Genomic DNA, 22,138 nt, shown 5'->3' with positions numbered 1-22,138 from the left:
ATTTAAAATTAAGCTTGCTCAGTATGAATTAAAAGCAAAAGTCGAGTAATGTCCTCACAGCTGTTTTGCAAATTCTGCTCTGCGTTTTTCAATGCTGTTGCTAAATCACAGTCAGGTTCATTGATCGAAACAATTTGACTAAACCCTTCATCAAATAATGCCTCAACATCCTCTCCGACACGTCCAGCAAAGGCAATCACTGGTTTATTCAACTGCTTGGCTAACTGAGCCACTGCCCACGGCGTTTTGCCAAACTTGGTTTGGAAGTCGATACTGCCTTCACCCGTAAAGACATAATCGGCTTGCTTTATTTTCTCCGTCAGTTGAGTTTGCTCAATCACCCACTTCGCGCCAGACTGAAGCTTAGCGCCTGTAAAGGCCATTAGACCAAAACCTAGCCCTCCTGCGGCGCCTGCCCCCGCAATATTACGTACCTGTAGATTAAGCTGTGTTTCCACCACATCCGCAAAGTGACTCAAGTTTTGATCCAACTGCTCAACCATCTCTGCGCTCGCCCCTTTTTGCGGACCAAACACATACGAAGCGCCTTGCATGCCACATAGTGGATTGGTCACATCAGAGGCAATCAAAACTTGTACTCGTTGCAAGCGCGAATCTAAAGCCTGCATATCGATCTGTTCAATATCTTGTAAATGACCACCACCAACGGACACTTCCCGCCCTTGTGCATCTAAAAAGCTTACTCCAAGCGCCTGTGCCATGCCACTGCCTGCATCATTGGTAACACTGCCTCCGAGTGCCAAAATAATTTTGGACACACCTGCTTCCAAGGCATGCCGAATCATTTGCCCCGTTCCCAAAGTTGTGGTCAGCAATGGATTTCGCTGTGCGGGCTCAAGCAGATGAATACCATTGGCTTTGGCCATTTCAATAACAGCCGTTTGCCCACTATCAAATAGGCCCCAATACGCTTTAACGCGTTGTGATGGCAATGGCCCTGTTACCTCACATTCGATCTTTTGGCCTGCTAATGATGTTAATAAAGCATCGACTGTGCCTTCGCCGCCATCTGCCATGGGTACATGTATACATACAGCATCAGGGATTATGTTTTTAATTCCACGCTGCATCGCCGCACAGGCCTGTTCTGCTGTCATACTTTCTTTGAATGAATCGGGCGCTAAAATAAAAGTTGTCATCATCCATAATTTTTTTAGAAAATTTAATTTATTAATAACACGATTTATAAATTTCCCGCCTGCATTTTTCTCTTTTCAATGTCCTTGATACACTTCGTTATCATTGAAAGTGAATACATCTCGATAAAGTTAATAGCCTCAATAATTTTTTAATTTTAGCCATCTCTGAATTTTACTGTACGCGTCACCAAAATGGCCACCATAGTCCATTTGGTTTTAATGCATAAATTAAACAAAGTACTAATCAATTAGCCGATAAAATCATCACTAAACATTAAACGCTCTTTAAAAAAATAGGTGATGTATGCAACGAATCAACTTGGGGAAAGCCGCACCTGAACTGTATAAAACAGTATTAGAACTCGAAAACTTATCCATGCAAAAAGTCCAACAAGCAGGTCTTGAGATTGGGTTTTCACACTTGCTGAAACTAAGAGCCTCACAGATTAACCAATGTGCATTCTGTGTGCGTATGCATACACAAGATGCCATGAAAGCAGGTGAATCAATCGAACGGATTGCCCTCATCAGTGCATGGCCAGAAAGTGGATATTTTTCCGAAAAAGAACGCGCCGCGCTGATTTTAATTGAAGAAATCACACTCATTGCTCAGCAGCATTTCCCCGATTCGGCGTATCAAGAAGCAGCAAGAATCTTATCCGATGCAGAAATTGCCACTATTGAATGGATCGCGATTGTGATTAACACGTGGAATCGTATTGCGATTTCAAGTCAATATGCCGTCAATCCATAAGCATGCCATTCAGCTTTGCACATGATATAAAGCACACGAAAAAAGGGAGCCTGCATGAGGCTCCCTTTTATTTTTTAAGAATGCTTTATTCAGATTGGCTTGCTGGTGGAATCTGCTTAATGGCTGCCGCTAGAGTCAGATAATTAATCCCTTGGAATAAAATATCAAAAGCAAGGAATAAGCCCAGCACCCAAAATGGGGCATCTGGTGTGGTTAAAATCATAATGCCTGCCAGCAGAGTTAAAACACCAGAAAAAAGTGTCCAACCCCAACCTTGGAATGCTCGAAATAATATTGCATTAAAGATACGAATGACCCCTGCAATAATCAAGAAAACCGCTAAAACACTGGTCAATACAATGGCTGTTTTCACAGGGGTGCTAAATGCATAATAGCCTGCGACCAAATACAACACACCAAACAATGCCCATAACCAGCGGAAGCCACCCTCAAAAACCTTAAAGGCTGCGATGAAGTGTAGAACACCACCTATCATCATCAGCACGCCAAAGATAAACACCATAGATAAGGTGGCAAAAGGCAAAGCGGCCAAAAGAATGAAACCAAACAACACCAATAAAATCCCTAAACCCAAATACCATTTACGATTTTCATGGAGTTGATGGCGAACTAAATCATTACCGACTGTTTTCATCTTCTTCTCAAGTTTGATTTTCGTTCACTTAGTTTTAACATGTTTTGCAGCGAACTTGTAGGTTTGAGTTTATCCACACTATCAATCCATGCTGTGGATAAACCTAGCATTATCCACAGTTACTTTTTCCACCCAATTTCAATCGCAGTGATCTCATTCACCAATGTTTCATCAATCGATTCAGGCATTTTACTCTGTGTTTGCGAGGTTGGAATGTGCCCCGCCATTAATTCAGCTTTGGCTTGAGGAAACAGCGGTTGTTGATTTGGATATGCATAACCCGCCGGATACATCGGCTGCCCTGTGGCTAAGTCATATTTATCACTGGCACCAAAGGCATGTAAAAGTTCATGTGCAAGCACGACTTTGTTTTGCTCAGTTTGCTTGGTCGATGCAAATAAATTCACCGAACCAATGCGACCTTTTTGCAAAGCTGTCGAGTGTTTCAGCTCTTTAGTCAGTGCAGGATCATAATAGTTCAAATATAAAGTAACGGCTGGTGCACCATCTGAACCTTGATGGTTTTTCCATGCATAATAACGGAACTTTTAATGTGGTTCCGTTAATTAGACCACTCAATTCAGTTTTATAAGTGATAAATCCGCTCTAAATATTTAAATTATGCTGCCATTACTTTTAGTAAATGTTGATCATAAAATTCATCCGGTGTTGCCTTATTCAAACTTGAATGAGGACGTATCATGTTATAAAAATCCAAATATTCAGCAATTGATTGTTTCGCTTGTTTAACCGTATCGTAAGCCTTCAAATAGACTTCCTCATGCTTCACGCTGCGCCATAAACGCTCAATCATTACATTATCCATCCATCGTCCTTTCCCATCCATACTGATACGGATATTTCGCAATTTTAACTCATTCAAAAATGCCTCGCTTGTGAATTGACTGCCTTGGTCTGTATTAAACACCTCAGGACAACCATATTTCACAATTGCTTCTTGCAACGCATCTATGCAAAAGTCTGTTTCCATACTGATCGATACTCGATGAGCCAGTACTTTACGACTATGCCAATCTATAATTGCACACAGATAGACAAAGCCTTTAGCCATAGGAATGTACGTGATATCTGTACACCAGACTTGATTAGAGTGATCGATGACCATGTTTTTCAACAGATATGGGAAAATACGGTGTGCAAGATTAGGCTTACTGGTATTGGGTTTTGGATACAAGGCATGTATTCCCATCAAGCGCATTAAACGTCGGACTTTACGCCGACCTATTTGATGTCCTTGACGCTGTAGCATATCTCGTATCATTCGACTGCCCATAAATGGGTAGTCGAGATGAATTTCATCGATTAGACGCATCCAACTCAAATCAGTTGATGAAATCTCTTTGGGCTTGTAATACAACGTACTGCGATTGATTTGAATCAATTGCGATTGTTGTCGTACCGAAAGTTGATGGGTCTTATCGATCATTTTTTGCCGCTCAGCTGCCCTATTTTTCTGAGCGCACCTTCTAAAAAATCAATTTGCAATGCCTGATGTCCTATCTTGGCATGTAGAGCTTTGAGGTCAATCTCTGGTTCTTGTTGTGCTGTTGGTCGTGAAAAAATATTGACTGATTGCTCAAGCAGTTGATTTTTCCAATCGATGATTTGGTTTTGATGTAAATCGAATTGAGTAGAAAGTTCAGCGAGTGTGTGGTCGCCTTTAATTGCTGCGAGAGCAACTTTAACTTTAAACTCTGCTGAATGATTACGACGTTTTCTTCGTGTCATGGTTGACTCCAAAAACAAGCATTTCCCATGCTTATTGGGGAGTAGATTATCACTTATAGACGTGGTCTAAAATCCTAGAACCACATCACTTTAAGCTCCACAAGACCGTATCCAATAAACTTGCCTGCTCAGGCACTTTCGGTGGTAGCTGTTTGAGTTCACGCCCAAGTTGGAAGTAAATCGCAATCGGTTGTCCGCGATATGTCGCCGACATCTGCTCTAAATAACCTTGCACCCCTTTTAAGTTCGCAGGCGTCAATTGCTGTATATATTGCTGAGTTGTGCCTTGCCCATCTGCATTAACTGGATGGAGTAATACAATAATGGGCTTACTCCAATCTTGGTTCTGATCCCGGTAAGCATTCACAGCAACCACCAATAAAATCAGCAGCAAGATTAAAATACGAAGTTTTTTCCACATCTTTGATCCCCAATTTTTAATAATTTTTTATCACAATGATCAGTACATTACGTAATTTCTAAATGTATTATAGGTTGTTGTAATACAAAGTTTTCCCAAATAAAGTCGTATAATTTTCTTTGATTTGAAAATACAGCCACAGTTTTAGCTTCAGATAAGCTGCACCACCGATATTCAGTATGCTCATGATTCAATAGAACAGATTGGTTTTCAGCACAGAAGCCAACAAATGCGGGAATCATTTCAATCACATTCAAGCTTGGCTCATAAAACTGCTCGATGTAATCTGCACTAAATAAACGTTGTGGCTGAATGGCGGTTTCTTCTTTGATTTCGCGAAGTATCGCTTGGCTGGCGGTCTCCTTTTCTTCAACCTTTCCTGCGACATGGCACCAATAATCATCTTTAACACGCTTCATCAATAACAGTTTAATTTCACTCTCAATTTTTGACAGTAAAACTGCGGATACAACAACAGAGCGAATAGGAATCATACATTAACCAGAATCTTTTTTTATTAAAGCTGTACATCATATAAAAAATGCCCACCAAAGTGAGCATTTCTTGATTATTTCTAAGCAATTAGAACTTAAGCTTCAACCCATTTTCCATCATTGAACACCAATGACCACTTGGTTTGCTTACCTTCAGGCGTTTCAGAACCAATATATTGCGCTTGATTCTTACGGCTAAATTTGACCAAAGTTGGATTCCCTTCAGGGTCAACATCAGGTGCTTGCAAAATAAACTGATACTTCGGATCAAGCTGATCGGCAACACTACGAAGTTCCGAAACTTTAGGTGCACGTGTTTCACGTACTTTCGGGAACTTACTTGCCGCCAAGAATAAACCAGCCGCCCCATCACGTAATACAAAAAAGTCATCATGCTTGGTTGAACGTAAATGTTCCATCTTAATCGGGTCTACACGCGGAGGTGCAGGCTGACCACTTTTTAAGACTTTACGTGTGTTATCACAGCTTGAGCAAGCAAAATAAGGACCAAAACGCCCAGTCTTCAGCTGCATTTCCCCATCACACTTATCACATGGAATGGTTGGGCCATCATAACCTTTGATTTTGAACTCACCTTCTTCAAGTTCAAAACCAGCACAGTCTGGGTTATTACCACAGACATGTAGCTTACGACCACCGTCGATCACATAACTATCCATCGCAGTTTCACAGATTGGACAGCGTTTTTTCGACATCAAATCTGCTGTTTCTGCTGCGTCATCATCAGAAAGTGCGGCAAGTGATTCAACTGGCGTTAAGTTCAACGTGCCTTTACAACGCTCTTTCGGCGGTAAGTTATAGCCAGAACACCCTAAGAAGACACCTGTGGTTCCCGTACGAATCTGCATTGGGCGGTCACATTCTTTACAGTGTACGGCTTCAACCTCTACAGGTTGGTTGCGGCGCATACCGCCTTCACCTTGCGCATTGGTCAGGCGCTTTTTAAAGTCGCCATAGAAACTGTCGAGCAACTCTTTCCAGTTGCGTTCACCATCAGCCACTTTATCGAGCTGACCTTCTAAGTCCGCGGTAAAGTCATAGTTCATGAGGTTATTGAAACTTTCATCTAAACGATCAGTAACAATTTCACCCATTTTTTCTGCATACAGACGGCGGTTCTCGAGTTTGACATAACCACGGTCTTGAATGGTCGAGATAATCGCCGCATAGGTCGATGGACGACCAATGCCCTTTTTCTCAAGCTCTTTCACCAATGATGCTTCAGTAAAACGTGCAGGTGGCTTGGTAAAGTGTTGCGATGGATCTAATTTTTCAAGCGTCAGGATTTCACCGACTTTCACCGCAGGCAATAACACATCATCGTCCGACTTGTTTTGACCACGGACTTTAGTGAAACCATCAAAGACTAAGGTGCGACCTTTGGCTTTAAGTTCAACACCGTTGGCATCCACTAAAATAGTCGATGACAAGTATTCGGCCGGTGTCATTTGACACGCGACGAATTGACGCCAAATCAAATCATACAAACGTTGTGCATCACGTTCCACACCCACCAAGCTATCGCCTTTTAAAGCCACATTCGATGGACGAATCGCTTCGTGGGCTTCTTGTGCACCCGCTTTGTTACCATAGCGGTTCGGCTTAGCAGGCAGATACTTCGTACCAAACTCGGTCTCAATATGATGACGCACCATATTCACCGCATCGTCACTCAAAAAGGTCGAGTCGGTACGCATATAGGTAATAAAACCCGCTTCATACAAACGCTGCGCCAACATCATGGTTTTCTTCACAGAGAAACCCAAACGTGTACTGGCTGCTTGTTGTAAAGTCGAGGTGATATACGGCGCGCTCGGATTCACCTTGGTTGGTTTATCTTCGCGTGCTGAAACTTTGTAATCTGCGTCTTTAATGAGCTTCAATAAAGCATCGGTATCGGCTTTATTGCGTAGCTTTAAGGCTTTACCTGCTTGTTTGACGGCTTCTAAACGAATCTCATCGGTCTGTGACTTAGTGTCTGCAAAAACTTGCCAGTATTCTTCGGGAATAAATGCACGAATTTCACGCTCACGCTCAACCACCAGTTTAACTGCGACAGACTGAACACGACCTGCCGATAAACCACGGGCAATTTTTTCCCAAAGTAATGGCGAAATCATAAAGCCAACAACACGATCTAAAAAGCGGCGTGCTTGTTGCGCATTGACTTTATCGATATCAAGGCGTGCTGGATGCTTGAATGCATCTTGGATGGCATTTTTGGTAATTTCGTTGAACACCACACGTTGATAACGTGAGTCATCCCCACCAATCACTTCTTTTAAATGCCAAGCAATCGCTTCTCCTTCACGGTCCAAGTCCGTTGCAAGATAGACCTCGTCAACTTGCGAAGCAAGCTTTTTCAGTTCAGCAACCACATGCTCTTTGCCTGGAAGCACTTCATAATGTGCTTTCCAGTCATGCTCAGGATCAACACCCATACGATTAACCAGTGCATTTTGTGCTTTTTCAGCTTTCTGAGCATCGGTCAGTTTGGTTCGTGTTGCTGGCTTCTTTTCTGCAGTCTTACTAGAACCACCTGTAGGTAAATCACGCACGTGACCCACAGACGACTTCACAATGTAATTCGAGCCTAAATATTTATTGATTGTTTTCGCTTTTGCAGGCGACTCCACAATCACTAAAGCACGCTTTTTCCCAGCCTCAGGAGAATCTGCTGTAGTACTTTTGGATGTGGACCGAGGAGCTTTCGCCATATTAACCGTTAATCCTGTTTCAATGGGTCTGTAAAATTAAAGTTCAGCCAAAGACTGTAAATATGCTTTCATGGCATCTAACTGGGTTGCTCTTAAGTCAGAATGCTCATCCCAATAGAGTCCCACGCAGTTTGCTTGCATATCAATAGCATAAATACCCTTTAATTCAATGGGTAAATGTTTAAACTTGTCATCACCTATAATGAGCTCAAGCTGCTGATCAACAACGCGAGCGCGCATTAAAGGTAGGCGTGCTTCTGGAATCAGTACACTGTAGTACGCCACCATGCTGGCACGGTTTTCCGAAGCCATTGGTATTTTCGTCCAGTCAGGTGCTGCGACTAAACGCGGGTGTAAACCCATCTTGCGCGCTTTATCACGCATTTCACCTAAAGCTTTTTCTCTTGGACTTACACGAAGTCCAAAAATCGAGCCGAGGATGAATAAGATGATAAATCCGACAACCCAAATTCCAGTATTTTCCATAGCACAACCTTTTTATTCCTTTATTAGAGTTGCATAAGCACAATATAAAACGCAAGTTTGAACGATAAAATTAATTTAAGAACATTTCATGACTATATAGAACTTCGTGTCCATTCCAGTAAATATAGCCTTTATCGAGTAGCTCTTTCAGTAACATACGCACATCTGACTTCGGAAACATTTGCTCAAGCAAATCACGTAGCGCATAGATATCTTTGGGTTTATTGGTTTTTAACTCACGCAGTTTTCGTGCGACCTCAAGCTGTACAGGGTCAATCTGTGCAAAGTTTTTAAACAACTCTTGTTGTGGGGACTGCTTATCTGTAGTTGGTTCAAGCTTATCCACGACACTGTCTTTTTGCAGTTGCTGTAGCGCTTGTTGCATGCTTTGCGGCTGTGTAATTGGGTCTTGTTCATCTAAATTCAGTGCCAACCACTGCTTCAACACTTTTTTACGAAAGCGAATTTGCTCATCATAGCGTTTGATGATTTTGAGATTAATCAACATCCCCACCACCCGCTGCGTCTTTTCAGGTACGAGTTGCAAAATATTACTTATTGAATTTTTTAGACCATCCAATGTGTTTGGCTTACCTGACATTTTTCCCAAAGCATCACAATATTTTTTGACCATTTTTAAATAAGGCTGATTTTTGATGCTATCTAAACTGGGAAGATGACGTTGACTTGGTAACGCTTCAGACTGAATGAGGATCAAATTGCTCTGAATATCCGAAGATTGCATTAAGTCCAAAAGTATTTCTGCTGTATTGACCACAGAGATAATTTCAACCTGCGTTTCTGGCTCAAGCAAAGCCATTAACTGCCCCACCACCACGGCATATTCGAACTCTTTTTGCTCGGCTTTGGGCGTATCTAAAATCACCACTTGACCACTACTGATCCAAGCAGCCAGTTCCGTCAAATCTTGCAATGCATACTCAAATTGACCTTGGCAATGAAACAAATACAAAGTCGGATAATGCTCCACAATCTCGCGCAACAATTTGGCCGTCGGAACATTATTTTCAAGGTCAAGAAGAACAACTTTTTGAGTCATAGGACAGTTTTTATGGGATGCACCAGAAAGCGGGTATTAGAGTAGGAACTGCATCAAAGGTCAAATGATTTCGTCAGTCAAATCGAGCTTTGAGTTGGGCAAAACAAAAAAAGAGACAAGGATCAGCAATATCTTCACCCCACATCACAGCTTTTTTTAGCCCCAGACAGCAAATGAACTTAATAATGTGGCGGACGATCAGCCATCGGGTCAAATGTCGCAATTCCATCGGACAAATCTGAAGATTCAACACGTTGATACAAAATTTGCATTTGTTTTTTTAAATCAGCAATTTCCAGTCCTTGAATCACCAATTGTTCATTGAGTTGTTCAACTAAATCATCTAAAAATGCAATTCGGACTTGCAAATCTTCAATGGGTGCGGACAATGGCGCTTGATTATCAATATTTTGTTGTTTAGACACTTCAAGTCCTCATTTGAGATTTTTCAGGAAACATTATGGCCTATATTACTTTAAGGGATGTCCAACTTGCGTTTGGTGGACCTGCCTTGCTCGATGGCGCGAACTTTTCATTAGAGCGCGGTGAACGAGTGTGTTTAATTGGTCGTAATGGTGAAGGTAAGTCTACTTTACTTAAACTGATCGAGGGAAGTTTATTACCCGACTCTGGTGAAGTTTCTCTGCAAAATGGCATCACCATTTCTATGTTGGCGCAAGACGTGCCAATGGACTCGGGCAAAGTGGCGGATATCGTGGCGGACGGCGCAGGTGAAGCCGCAGATGTACTCAGAGCCTATCATGAAGCCAGTGATGCTTGTGTGCTCGGGGACATGGAAGCGTGTGACCGCATGGGTAACCTACAACACAAACTAGATCAGTTGGATGGCTGGGCTTTAGAAACCAAAGTCAATTCTATTTTAAGTAAAATGGGCCTAGACCCAGATGCCGATTTGGCCGATTTATCGGGTGGTCGTAAGCGCCGTGTGCTGCTTGCTCGTGCGCTTCTTACCCAACCCGATGTGCTATTACTAGACGAACCAACCAACCATTTGGACGTTGAAAGTATTGAATGGCTCGAGAAGTTTTTACTTGATCAAAATAATTTAACTTTACTCTTCATCTCGCATGACCGTTCATTTGTAGACAGTATTGCAACTCGTATTGTAGAGCTTGACCGTGGCACTTTGCGCAGTTACGAGGGTAACTACTCACGCTACCTCGAACTAAAAGCACAGCAAATGGAAGCTGAGGAAAAGCAGAATGCACTGTTTGACAAACGTTTAGCTGAAGAAGAAGTGTGGATTCGCCAAGGGATTAAAGCGCGTCGTACCCGTAACGAAGGTCGTGTACGTGCCTTAAAAGAATTACGTGAACAGTCGAAAGCGCGCCGTTCGCAGCAAGGCAAAGTCAGCATGGCAACACAAGACGCTAGCCGTTCAGGTAAAGTAGTCTTTGAAATTGAAAACTTAAGTGTTCGCTTTGGTCATGATGCACCTATCATCAAAGACTTCTCTGCATTGGTGCTCCGTGGTGACCGTATTGGTCTTGTTGGTGACAACGGTGTCGGTAAAACTACCCTCATTAAAGCCATTTTAGGCGAACAAGAACATACGGGTACGGTGAAAACAGGTACGCAATTGGAAGTGGCTTACTTCGACCAATTACGTAATGCTCTCGACCTTGAAAAATCTGTCAAAGATAACGTGTCAGAAGGTTCTGACCATGTCGATGTGAATGGCAACCGTCGTCACATTTACAGCTATTTGCAAGATTTCTTGTTCTCACCAGAACGTGCGCGTACACCAGTCAAAGCTCTTTCAGGCGGTGAGCGTAACCGTATTCTTTTAGCCAAGTTACTACTTAAGCCATCGAACTTAATCGTGATGGACGAACCCACCAATGACTTGGATATGGTGACACTAGAGCTGCTAGAAGAAATGTTGTCCGACTACAAAGGCACCTTACTGCTTATTTCGCATGACCGTGCCTTTATGGATAACGTGGTCACCTCAACTTGGGTGTTTGATGGTAAAGGCAATATCGATGAATACATCGGTGGTTACCAAGATTACTTACAACAGCGACCAGACCAAACTGCGGTTGATCAAAAAAGTGCTGTGAAAAAAGCAGCAGCGAAAGCTGAAGCGAACGCAGCACCTGCTAAAAAAGTCAAACTCAGCTATAAAGATCAACGTGCGCTTGAACAACTGCCTGCCGAAATGGAAGCACTGGAAAAAGAGCAAGCGGAAATCAATGCCTCACTTGCAGATGGTTCATTATTTATTTCAGATGCAGACAAGGCCATGACGTTGTCGAATCGTTTGACTGAAATTGATGAGCTATTGCTGGAAAAACTGGAACGTTGGGAAGAACTGGAAAATTTAACCAAATAATTTCTCATGAGCTCCATAAAAAAACTCCGCGTCACGCGGAGTTTTTTTATGGAGCTCAGCTGAGGGTGCCCACCACCATCGAGAAGATGTGCATCTCTTCCATTTGCATATGGGTGCGTTCGTCTACATCATCCAAGCCTATATAACATCACATTTGCAGAGTGCCGACATCGGGTTGATTCTGAACATTGACCCTTCATTCTTGCTTCATGCTAAACTCGAAACATTCTTTTTTCAGCCTTTATCGCAATTTATGAGTTCGAAGCCAGACTATCAACCCGGTGAATTTCAGTGGTCTTTTCTGCACCCCAAATATTGGGGCGTTTGGATTGGTATCGTCTTTCTCATGATATTGGCGATTCTCCCATGGGCAATTCAACACCGACTGGCCACCCTCTTAGGCAATCTCAGTTTTAAATATCTGAAGTCGAGGCGTAAAACCACCGTTCGTAATCTGGAGGTGTGTTTCCCTGAATGGTCGGCCCAAGAAGTCCTTGAAAATGCCCGTTTAGTTTTTGTCGATCAAATGCTGGGCGCATTTGAAACGCTGAATGCGTGGTATAGCCCAAAGTGGTTTACTGGCCGTGTCAGTATTGAAGGTTTAGAACATATTCAAAAAGCACAAGCAGAAGGTAAAGGCGCACTGCTTTTAGGCACCCACTCTACTTTGCTCGATGCGGGTGGTTATCTATGCGCGCAGTATTTTGAACCAGATGTGGTGTATCGCCCACAAAATAATCCACTGCTGGATATGCTCATCTACCGCTGCCGTGCCACCATTTATGCACATCAAATTGATCATGATGACATGCGTGGTTTAGTCCGTAACTTAAAAAATGGCCATGCCATTTGGTATAGTCCAGATCAAGACTTTGGTTTAAAACAAGGTGTTATGGCGCCATTTTTTGGCGTTCCCGCAGCGACCGTTACAGCACACCGTCGTTTATTGAAAATGACCAAAGCCGCAGCCATTCCTCTGTATTTTTATCGTGATGGGGATATTAAAAACCCACAATACAAAGTGTTGATTGAACCTGCGGTGGAAAACTTACCCAGTGAAGATGAAGTCGATGATGCGACACGAGTGAATCAAATTATTGAAAATCAACTCCGTATTGCTCCGACTCAATATATGTGGTTCCACCGTCGCTTTAAAACTCGCCCTGCAGGCTATGACAAGATTTATTCTTAACAAAAAAAGGGCTGCTTAAAAAGTAGAACCCGAGTTCTGCGTCCTGCAAAACTCGGGTACATGAGGTTGTGCTTTCAACGTTATTCTTGTTTTATTCGGTGGCATTCCATACCTACATCATATCCATGATGATTTCCATCAGCTTCAACTTCCATACTGGGATGATCCATTCCCGCTCCATCTGCTGATGAGACTAGAATACGGGGATACCAAATGACTAACCATTCGTCAGATTCCCAAATCCCTGTAAGCCATATCCTACACTGATGAAATCCGAGCGCCCGTATGTTTACTGGTAATCTTTAGCAATTTTATCTGTAACCTGCTTACCTTCTCGTTCCGCTTTCTCAATTCCATCTTCAATCGCCTCCTGCGCCTCTTGCTCATCGGCTTCGGTTTTTTCCAGCTCTTCTTGTACTTGCTCAAACACCCGACCTGTTTGAAGCACCACATATACAGGGAAATGATCTGAACCAATATGTGGTAAACGCTGCATCTGCACTAAGGCAAAATCCCTACTGTGAAAAACATGATCCAGTGACCAGCGCAACAAAGGATAGTCGGCATGAAAAGTATTGACAAAATGTCGTCCGACTCGGGGGTCTAGCAGCCCACTGATCCGTTGAAAAAGCCGTGTCGTGCGCGACCATGCCACATCATTCAAATCCCCCATCACAATGCAACTTTCATCCAAATCTTTAATCTGATCCCCGACTATCAATAATTCAGCATCACGTAAAGTAGAGTCTTTGGCTTCTGTCGGACTTGGCGGTTTCGGGTGTAAGCAATACAGTTGCACTGGTTGTCCTGACCTTAAGATGACTGTGGCATGAATCGAAGGAATTTCATCGCTCAAAATAAACTTAACGTCAATATCTTTAAGCGCTAAACGACTGTACAAATGCATGCCATACAGATTATCCAAAGGCACTGCAACCCGATAGGGATAGTCATCTTCTAATACACTCAAGGCTTGTTCCCAATCTGCATCCGACTCTAAAGTCAAAATCAAGTCTGGTTGATGCTTACGAATCTGTTGCAGCAATAAGTGGTATTGCGTATTGGGCGTTAGTACATTCGACACAATTAAAGAAATCTGACATTCTGGCTGTAACTCTGTTTTGGCAACCGTTTTGACCTGCTTTTTCCATACAAAGGTATAAGGCAACACCATTTTGAGTTGGTACGCCACTGCCGCAATTAATCCCAGAAAAATAGCTTCACGTACCCAATCCCAAGGCGCATCCCAAAGCAACATCAAGATAAATGCAATCAACCCCAATGCCAAAATCTGTAAGCGTGGAAAATCTGCGCCTCGAAACCACCATTCATCTCGTGGAATCAGTGACCAGAAGCTTAACCAAATCACAACACATGCTAGCAACTCAAACCAGATCATAGATACCCACTCTTATATTCTTAATTTTTTGTAGATTCATAAATTAATATCAATTTTGCATGTAACATAAACAAGATATATTGCACAATATAATTGCTGTTTTCATTGTGTAGTGCTTGCAGTTAAGCGCTCTTTTGATACACTCGAATCCCCTTTTAATTTTTAACGCACCGAGGCAAAGTGACATGAAAGTAGGTCTGGTCGGTTGGCGCGGGATGGTTGGTTCCGTCCTAATGCAACGTATGGTTGAAGAGAATGATTTTGCTCATTTTGAGCCATTTTATTTCTCTACCAGTAATGCAGGCGGTGAAGCGCCTGCGTTTGGCGGTAAAACTGCCCCAGCACTTATGGATGCATCAGACATTAACAGTCTGAAGCAAATGGATGTCATTATTACCTGCCAAGGCGGCGACTATACCTCAGAAGTTTTCCCGAAGCTCAAAGCGGAAAACTGGACAGGCTATTGGATTGATGCGGCATCTACACTTCGTATGGAAGATGAAGCCATCATCGTACTTGACCCTGTCAACATGAACGTGATTAAAGATGGTTTAGTGAACGGTACCAAAACATTCGTGGGCGGTAACTGTACAGTTTCACTGATGCTGATGGGCTTAGGTGGTTTATTCCAAAACAATTTAGTGGAATGGGCAACCTCGATGACTTATCAAGCAGCATCGGGTGCTGGTGCGCAAAATATGCGTGAACTGATCTCTGGTATGGGCTATTTGTACAACAACACCAAAGATTTGTTAGATGACCCACGCTCTCCAATTCTAGATATCGACTCTAAAATTGCGGAATTACAACGTGGCGAAGGTTTCCCTTCAGCAAACTTTGGCGTGCCATTAGCAGGCTCACTCATTCCTTATATCGACAAACAATTAGACAGCGGTCAGTCGAAAGAAGAATGGAAAGGTCAAGTTGAAACCAACAAGATCTTGGGCAACCAGCAAATCGTTCCGATTGACGGTCATTGTGTACGTATTGGTGCGATGCGTTGTCACTCTCAAGCTTTAACATTAAAGCTGAAGAAAGACGTGCCTCTCGATGAAATCGAAGATATGTTACGTAGCGCAAACCAATGGGCAAAAGTGGTTCCAAATACCCGTGAAGCGTCTATGACTGACTTAACACCTGTGGCTGTAACAGGCACATTAACTGTTCCTGTTGGTCGTCTACGCAAATTGAATATGGGCAAAGAGTACTTAGGTGCTTTCACTGTCGGTGATCAATTGCTTTGGGGTGCTGCAGAACCCTTACGTCGTATGCTCCGCATCCTGATTGACTACAAAAATACTTAAGCATTTACCCGCTAAAGTATTAAGCCGATCACACTTGATCGGCTTTTTTTTGTAACCCTGATGTTAACGTTTTACAAATAACACACAACTCGCTAATCTATAATTTTCGCTTTGCGATCTGTGACCGAGCTAAAGATTAAGATGACCGTAAATAACAAATTAAAGATAGCCATTTTAGCCATTATTGCTTCGCAAAATGTGAATGCGATCACTGTTGATCCTATTCAAATTCAATCTGCACCTGGGGAACTGTTGTATGCAGAATTGAACTTTCACGATGCCGATCCGAATGCTCCGATTCAAGCCAGTCTAGCTAGCGCAGAAGATTTAATGTCTCTTGGTGTCATGCATCAGCCGCCCAGTAATCTGAACTTTTTTATCCGTCGTACCAGCGCCAGTACAGGTGTGATTACGATTACCTCTTCACGTCCTTTAACGGAAGCAGAACTCAACATTGTCGTCAAAATCAAAGAAGGCAATGCGGCACGGCTACAACATATTAAAACAGCCAATAAACGCTCGGCAGCACTTCAAGCCCGCACGAATAATAATGAAAAAGCGTTAAAACCGGTGGTGATTGTCAACGAAAAAGAGATTGCGCTGAACTTACCTGTCAGCACACAATTCAATAGCTTAAAAACAACAGCTGCGCCGACGACAAACACGACGCCCCTCAAACTCAATAACCATACCCCACCGAGCATGAGTGCGACCGCTATTACAGCGCCAACGCAAGTTATCTCAGTAGCCTCTACGCAAATTGCAGCAACTGCTCAAACATCAGTTCCACGTGTTGAACCGATTACTCAAGCAAAAAAATCGGCAGATCCGTTGGTGCAAAAGTATGCCGATTCAGTTCAAAAATCAGATACACCCATTTCTGCACAGGCTAACCCTCAAGCCACTCCATCGACAGCAAAAACAATACCTGCTGCCCCTGCAACTACTGCACGCCAAGCCGCACCTCAAAGTGCCCATGTAGTTCGGTCGAATGAATCTCTATGGGGCATTGCATCGCGTATTGCTGCTGAAGAAAACCGTCCTGTCGGTGAAGTCATGCAACAAATTAAAGCCAAGAATGAACATGCCTTTATTCAAGGTGACGTAAACCGCTTACGTCGTGGTGCCAACCTCAATTTAACAGGTCTACAAACGGTAAAATCAGAACAAAAAGTCTCCGTTTCATCACTTTCAAAACAAAGTTCACAGCAATCCGGCAAGGCGAAATACCGCCTCAATCAAGCAGAGATGAGTTTGGTTGCAGAGAAAGAGCAAGATTCAAGCCACGGTTCTGCCAAGAAGTCGACAGAAAAGAATCAAACATCAAACGAGTTGTCATTAAAAGTTATGACATCCCGTGAAAAAACCGTTAAATTACAGAGAAACGTAACACAATTAGAAGTGGCACTTAATCAGAAAGATCAGAGAATTCAATTACTAAACGCTCGTCTTGCACAATTGCAACAACAATTGAAAGCACAACAAACTGAGAAAAAGCCAACACACTAAAGTGTTATTTTGATTATTTGATTTTGGATGAACTTGCACAAAGACAAGTTCAAAAGGGGTAAAACATGCTTATTTATGTGATTCCATTTATCTTACTATTGGTTGTTGCCATAGTCTTAAAAAAGCGTGAGGCGAGTAAAGAAGCAGAACCAAAAACTCAAAAAGCGGTTGCTGCAAAAGACAAAGCCAAAAAAACCAGTTCGTCTAAAAAATCCCCACAACAAACTCAAGTCGTTGAAGATGTTGTCGCTAAAAAAGCCACGACACCACTCGCCACAGATCTACGTAATAAAATTGAAGGTCAAATTCGCGACCGCAATTTCTTCTCAGCTGAAGCGCAAATCAACCAAGCCCTAAATAAAGACAATTCACAACACGAATTATATTTACTGCTGCTCGATATTCACTTGCTCCAAAAAGACGAGTTTGCCATCAGCCAATTGCTGAATCATTTACGTTCTTTAGAACTGGATGATATTTTGGCGCAAGCAGAAGCCAAAAAATCGGATTACGACCAATTAAATCAAAACCCTAGCGACGACACACTTGAATCAAAATCAATAGGAGTTGTTCCATCACCCCCTAAGTCAATAGAAGCCATCAATACTGCTGACTTCGATGCCCTGATGTCATCAAATAATCCTGCTCCCACTCCTGTGCAGGCTTCTGTTGTTGAACCAGTTCAAGACCTTAAACCGCTTGATTTTGATACCTCAGCATTTACCACCACAACACCTGCTCAACCTGAACCGAGCATCGAAGTTCAAAGCTTAGAATTTGATATCTCTAGTTTAAATACACCAACAGCAGAACCAACCAAATCTGCTGAAGAACTTAAACCGCTCGATTTCGGTTCACTTTCTTTAGAAAGCACGCCTGCTCAACCAGCAGAAACTTCTGCAGCCGACATCCAACCTTTAGATTTTTCGTTCAATCTCGACACGGCGCCTACAACAACGCCAGGAGCAGAAATTTCGCTGCTTGCTGCGGATGAGCGTCCTGAATTTACATTTGATTTTTCAAGCGAATCCACGGCTGAAGCTGCAAAAGACATCCCTGCTTTTTCTTTCGATACGGTTAGTCCAAGTCAAGCGATAGTAGAAGAAACACCAGCAGTTGTTACGCCAAGCCTCAGTTTTAGTCTAGAGTCTACTGCACCTGCCAATACGGTGGATCAAAGCGATCCTCTGGTACAGTCTTTCCCTCAACTGAGCGAAGTCAACGAAATACACTTAAACCTTGAATTGGCTGAGCAATACATTCAACTCGGCGCTTTTGAAGCTGCACGTGAAATTTTGGTTGAACAAGAACCAAATTACTCTACGGAACAACGTCAGCAAGTCGAACAGTTGCTGAGTCGCATAGCATCCTAAGCCATTTCGTTTTAAACTAAAGCAGTCATCACCGACTGCTTTTTTTATAATGAAAAAAATTGCGCTTATCTATATGGGTGGAACCTTTGGCTGTATTGGCGAACCCTTACAACCAATGCCTGCCAAAGACTTTATTCCCAAGCTTACACATGTCTTGCCGATTCATCTCGACATAGAATGTTTTATTGCACCTGTCATTAAAGACAGTAGCGCCTGTACGGCTGAAGACTGGTTATTGCTGATTCAGCAGATTCAACAATTACAACTGCAACAATTCCAGCATTTTGTCGTGATTCATGGCACAGATACCTTAAGCTATGCCAGTGCTGTCGCCGCACACTTTATCGCAGACTCCGCACGTGTGGTTTTCACGGGTAGCCAATATCCATTGCTGAATGTACAAGGTACAGATACGCGTGAATTTAGCGATGCGATTAGTAATTTGAATTTTGCCTTAGATGCGGTGATGAAACATCCTGTCGGAGTGTATCTGGCTTTTCATCAACAGGTATTGCATGCGCAAACCGCGTTAAAACGACATACCACAGAACTGGATGCTTTTACAGGCGTCATGGCTGAACAGCCGATTCCACATAGCTTAAAAACACACATAGTACAAACAGGTGATGTAGAACAATCCCACCAGTTCAATTGCCTCAATCTGATGATGCAACCTGTTGCCTTAGCGCAACAATTGCAGAATTTGAAAAACCTGCTTACAGCCCCACCACATTTCCTCATTTTGCAAGGTTTTGGAACGGGTAATTTAGCTGTGAATGCCGAGTTGATAGCACTTTTCGATGAATTTTACGCACAAGGCTGTGTTGTTATCTTAAGCACCCAAGTTCCTTTCGGCCGTACTGATCAGCGCTATGCAGTTGCCGCGTGGACAACTCAGGCCAAAATAATTGTTAGTGATTGCCTCGGGCATGCAGATCTGTATGCCAAAGCCCTCAAAATGTATTTACAATACCCCAGCGCTGAAGCACGCTTCAGCCATTGGCATGATTTGGGTTAATTTGAGGTACATATGCAACGTTTTGCAATCGGCATTGAGTTTTGTGGAACACACTATCGTGGTTGGCAAACCCAACAAACAGGTGTGATCAGCGTACAAGAGACGATTGAACAAGTACTCTCTAAAATTGCCAATGAGCCGATTAGCTTACATGGTGCAGGTCGTACCGATGCAGGCGTCCATGCCACCAATATGGTGGCGCATTTTGATAGCTCGGCACTTCGTTCAGAGCGCGGTTGGTTGATGGGTAGCAATAGCCAACTGCCAAAAGATATCTCGATCCAGTGGATCAAAGCGATGGATCAAGACTTTCATGCACGTTTCAAAGCGCAGGCACGTCGTTATCGCTATGTGGTCTATAACTACCCGCAACGTCCTGCTCTTATGCATAAACAAGTCACACACGCTTATTACGCACTAGATGTGGCAAAGATGATGCAAGCTGCGCAAAAGTTCGAAGGTACGCATAATTTTGAAAGCTTCCGTGCAGCCGCATGCCAATCCAATCAACCTGTGCGCCATGTCAGCCATTGTCGCTTAATTCAACATGGACCATATTTGGTACTCGACATTCAGGCCGATGGCTTCTTGCACCATATGGTCCGTAATATCATGGGCTGCTTACTGGAAATTGGTCAAGGTATGTATGAAGTCGAGCATATTGAGGCTATTTTCGCAGCAGAAGACCGTAAAGCCGCAGGTATTACTGCCCCTCCTGATGGGCTATATTTCATTCATGCCGACTATCCAGCGCAGTTTGAGCTACCTAAGCAGCCGCTTGGGCCGCACTGGCTCAATATGCCTGAATAATTTATTTTTAGATCCTCCACCTAACCGGCTTTTTCAAAGGAGGGGAGAAATTCCTCCCTTTTATAAAGGGAGGTTAGGAGGGATTTCTTAACGCTGCTTACGCTTGCGATATTCCACTGGGGTTTCATTGGTCCAGCGTTTAAATGCACGATAGAAGGTACTTGGCTCAGAAAAGCCCGTCAAATACACGATACGCTCTACACTTTCAGCCGTATTGGCCAAAAGTTTTTTTGCCAAACGGCAGCGATAATCAGACAAAATTTGCTGGAAGCTAGTATTCGCCTCACTAAGCTGTGTGCGTAAACGCCTTGGGGTAATACTGAGCTGTGAAGCCACTGTTTCAAGTGTGGTTTCGCCACTTTCTAGGGTTGAACCTATCGCGCGACGGACTTCACCCACCAAATCATAACGGGCTAATTCTTGAAGTTTTTCAATCGCTAACTGCTCATGCAGTTGCAATAATTCAGGTTCCGCTTGCCACAACGGATAAGCCAAAATACTTGGGTCAAAATATAAGCGGGTTTCTTTTTGCCCTAGACTAACCGGGCACTCATATACGCGGAAATACTCATCATCAAACGCGCCTTTACTGAAGTTAAAATCAATATAGATCGGTTCAAAGCGCCCTTCAGTAATAAATTTAAAGAACCGTAAAATACCTGACATCGCACATTCAGAAAAATGTCGATTGACCAAATTTTCAGCCCAAGGTTGTTCCCCATTGGTCAAATAACACCGGTCATCTTCAACCACCAACTTGGCATGAAAGGCATCACTGATCAATCGCTGATAAGCCAAAGCGCGTTTCAAACCCTCACCAAAGTTTTCCGATGAAATAAACAAATGCTCAATCACTTGGCCACGGTATAAAGGTAGATTTTCACCCAAATGTAGACCGATGTCTGGATCTCGGCTCACCTCTTCTGCCGCCACCCAAAAAGCGTATTGTGCGCTCAAAGGCGTACGCTCATTGGTTTCCATCTGATTTAATGCAACACCAGCCTTTGTTAAAATTTCTTCTGTTGGCAACCCTGAACGACGAATCGCTTGGTAGCCTAATCGCAATACAACCGATGCATCCGTTAGCTGACCCACGCTAGAACCTTCCTTGTATGTTCTTCATTTATACATAAAACATTAAAATTAGATTAACTGCGATTGACCGAACTGACAACAACTTATACAGTTTTTTTGTTGAAAATATTTATTCCGCTTGTTCGCTTATTTTACTGACAGATGATCAGGCAACCGCCCATTCCGCCTTGTTTTATGCAAAAAAATTGACTATAATTTGCGCCTTTCCAATTTATTCATTCAGGTAGGCTATGGCCAATAAAGAGGAACTCATCGAGTTCGAAGGCGTTGTCACCGAGACGCTTCCTAATACTATGTTTCGTGTACGTTTAGAAAACGGTCATGAAGTGATTGCTCACATCTCTGGTAAAATGCGTAAACACTATATTCGTATTTTGACTGGCGACAGTGTTAAAGTAGAAATGACACCTTATGATTTGTCTAAGGGTCGTATCACTTATCGTGCGCGCTAAGTTTTAGCGAAGCGAAAAAGCCACTTTTTAAGTGGCTTTTTTAATGTCTGCGCTCAGACTAAAACGTTATGAATCAACTATATTCCAAGCAAAAATCAAACTATAATTAAATG

The 22,138-nt window shown here is 42.9% G+C and carries 19 protein-coding genes and 2 pseudogenes; 9 read left to right on the top strand and 12 right to left on the bottom strand.

Annotated elements, in window-relative coordinates; all coding sequences use genetic code 11:
• Positions 1 to 8: 8 nt before the first annotated feature.
• Positions 9 to 1,163, bottom strand: a complete 1,155-nt coding sequence (locus tag AC4CUX_RS09890; RefSeq protein ID WP_490792377.1) for a glycerate kinase — start codon at positions 1,161 to 1,163, stop codon at positions 9 to 11.
• Between the two features lie 301 nt (positions 1,164 to 1,464).
• Here AC4CUX_RS09890 and AC4CUX_RS09885 point away from each other — a divergent pair, with 301 nt between their 5' ends.
• Positions 1,465 to 1,914 (top strand): carboxymuconolactone decarboxylase family protein, encoded by a 450-nt coding sequence (locus AC4CUX_RS09885; RefSeq protein WP_419380832.1) that lies wholly within the window; start codon positions 1,465 to 1,467, stop codon positions 1,912 to 1,914.
• 85 nt (positions 1,915 to 1,999) lie between these two features.
• Here the strand turns inward: AC4CUX_RS09885 and AC4CUX_RS09880 are convergent, their stop codons facing one another.
• From AC4CUX_RS09880 to AC4CUX_RS09840, 9 genes and pseudogenes are all read right to left on the bottom strand, one after another.
• Complete coding sequence (locus AC4CUX_RS09880) at positions 2,000 to 2,569, bottom strand: HdeD family acid-resistance protein (protein WP_176537109.1); 570 nt, start codon at positions 2,567 to 2,569, stop codon at positions 2,000 to 2,002.
• Positions 2,570 to 2,688: 119 nt separating this feature from the next.
• Positions 2,689 to 3,117 (bottom strand): annotated as a pseudogene (locus AC4CUX_RS09875) (hypothetical protein); the annotation flags it as partial.
• A gap of 71 nt (positions 3,118 to 3,188) precedes the next feature.
• Positions 3,189 to 4,318, bottom strand: a protein-coding gene (locus AC4CUX_RS09870) for an IS3-like element ISAcsp5 family transposase (protein WP_100607972.1) whose coding sequence is annotated in 2 segments (ribosomal slippage) — positions 3,189 to 4,066 and positions 4,066 to 4,318 — 1,131 coding nt in all. Because the reading frame shifts where the segments join, the coding sequence is not laid out codon by codon here.
• Positions 4,319 to 4,406: 88 nt separating this feature from the next.
• Positions 4,407 to 4,739: pseudogene (locus AC4CUX_RS09865) on the bottom strand (hypothetical protein); the annotation flags it as partial.
• A gap of 47 nt (positions 4,740 to 4,786) precedes the next feature.
• Positions 4,787 to 5,233, bottom strand: coding sequence for an NUDIX hydrolase (locus AC4CUX_RS09860; RefSeq protein WP_005400851.1), 447 nt, complete (start codon positions 5,231 to 5,233; stop codon positions 4,787 to 4,789).
• Positions 5,234 to 5,328: 95 nt separating this feature from the next.
• On the bottom strand, positions 5,329 to 7,971 hold the full coding sequence (gene topA, locus AC4CUX_RS09855) for a type I DNA topoisomerase (protein ID WP_005400852.1): 2,643 nt from the start codon (positions 7,969 to 7,971) through the stop codon (positions 5,329 to 5,331).
• A gap of 36 nt (positions 7,972 to 8,007) precedes the next feature.
• Entirely contained in the window at positions 8,008 to 8,457 is a 450-nt protein-coding gene (locus AC4CUX_RS09850; protein WP_114836437.1) for an ammonium transporter, read from the bottom strand.
• Between the two features lie 70 nt (positions 8,458 to 8,527).
• Positions 8,528 to 9,517 (bottom strand): hypothetical protein, encoded by a 990-nt coding sequence (locus AC4CUX_RS09845; RefSeq protein WP_490792376.1) that lies wholly within the window; start codon positions 9,515 to 9,517, stop codon positions 8,528 to 8,530.
• 179 nt (positions 9,518 to 9,696) lie between these two features.
• Positions 9,697 to 9,942, bottom strand: a complete 246-nt coding sequence (locus AC4CUX_RS09840) for a SlyX family protein (protein ID WP_004692513.1) — start codon at positions 9,940 to 9,942, stop codon at positions 9,697 to 9,699.
• Positions 9,943 to 9,977: 35 nt separating this feature from the next.
• On the opposite strand from AC4CUX_RS09840, the gene AC4CUX_RS09835 reads away from it, so the two are divergent.
• Both AC4CUX_RS09835 and AC4CUX_RS09830 read left to right on the top strand, forming a co-directional pair.
• Complete coding sequence (locus AC4CUX_RS09835; protein WP_004692515.1) at positions 9,978 to 11,873, top strand: ATP-binding cassette domain-containing protein; 1,896 nt, start codon at positions 9,978 to 9,980, stop codon at positions 11,871 to 11,873.
• Positions 11,874 to 12,126: 253 nt separating this feature from the next.
• On the top strand, positions 12,127 to 13,065 hold the full coding sequence (locus tag AC4CUX_RS09830; protein WP_078389567.1) for an LpxL/LpxP family acyltransferase: 939 nt from the start codon (positions 12,127 to 12,129) through the stop codon (positions 13,063 to 13,065).
• A gap of 289 nt (positions 13,066 to 13,354) precedes the next feature.
• Here AC4CUX_RS09830 and AC4CUX_RS09825 read toward each other — a convergent pair whose 3' ends face one another.
• The gene (locus AC4CUX_RS09825) at positions 13,355 to 14,464 is read right to left on the bottom strand and encodes an endonuclease/exonuclease/phosphatase family protein (protein ID WP_078389553.1); all 1,110 of its coding nucleotides are present in this window, start codon (positions 14,462 to 14,464) and stop codon (positions 13,355 to 13,357) included.
• A gap of 185 nt (positions 14,465 to 14,649) precedes the next feature.
• Between AC4CUX_RS09825 and asd the strand changes: the two genes are divergently transcribed.
• The 5 genes from asd to truA all read left to right on the top strand — a co-directional run bounded on the left by asd (position 14,650) and on the right by truA (position 20,478).
• Complete coding sequence (asd, locus tag AC4CUX_RS09820) at positions 14,650 to 15,768, top strand: aspartate-semialdehyde dehydrogenase (protein ID WP_004692521.1); 1,119 nt, start codon at positions 14,650 to 14,652, stop codon at positions 15,766 to 15,768.
• A gap of 141 nt (positions 15,769 to 15,909) precedes the next feature.
• Positions 15,910 to 17,277, top strand: a complete 1,368-nt coding sequence (locus AC4CUX_RS09815; protein WP_078389552.1) for a type IV pilus assembly protein FimV — start codon at positions 15,910 to 15,912, stop codon at positions 17,275 to 17,277.
• A 65-nt stretch (positions 17,278 to 17,342) separates the two neighbouring features.
• A complete protein-coding gene (locus tag AC4CUX_RS09810; RefSeq protein ID WP_078389551.1) occupies positions 17,343 to 18,650 on the top strand; it encodes a T4P machinery localization factor FimV in 1,308 nt (435 codons plus the stop codon).
• Positions 18,651 to 18,699: 49 nt separating this feature from the next.
• Positions 18,700 to 19,668 (top strand): asparaginase, encoded by a 969-nt coding sequence (locus tag AC4CUX_RS09805; RefSeq protein WP_490792375.1) that lies wholly within the window; start codon positions 18,700 to 18,702, stop codon positions 19,666 to 19,668.
• Between the two features lie 12 nt (positions 19,669 to 19,680).
• The gene (truA, locus tag AC4CUX_RS09800; protein ID WP_004692527.1) at positions 19,681 to 20,478 is read left to right on the top strand and encodes a tRNA pseudouridine(38-40) synthase TruA; all 798 of its coding nucleotides are present in this window, start codon (positions 19,681 to 19,683) and stop codon (positions 20,476 to 20,478) included.
• Positions 20,479 to 20,565: 87 nt separating this feature from the next.
• On the opposite strand, the gene AC4CUX_RS09795 is transcribed toward truA, so the two are convergent.
• Positions 20,566 to 21,573 (bottom strand): AraC family transcriptional regulator, encoded by a 1,008-nt coding sequence (locus tag AC4CUX_RS09795; protein ID WP_004692528.1) that lies wholly within the window; start codon positions 21,571 to 21,573, stop codon positions 20,566 to 20,568.
• Positions 21,574 to 21,803: 230 nt separating this feature from the next.
• Here AC4CUX_RS09795 and infA point away from each other — a divergent pair, with 230 nt between their 5' ends.
• Positions 21,804 to 22,025, top strand: a complete 222-nt coding sequence (gene infA, locus AC4CUX_RS09790; RefSeq protein ID WP_004692529.1) for a translation initiation factor IF-1 — start codon at positions 21,804 to 21,806, stop codon at positions 22,023 to 22,025.
• Positions 22,026 to 22,138 lie beyond the last annotated feature (113 nt).

Source organism: Acinetobacter sp. 231_lipA, from assembly GCF_058243005.1.
Note: the sequence above shows the minus strand (reverse complement) of the source record. Positions and strands in the feature narration are given on the sequence as shown.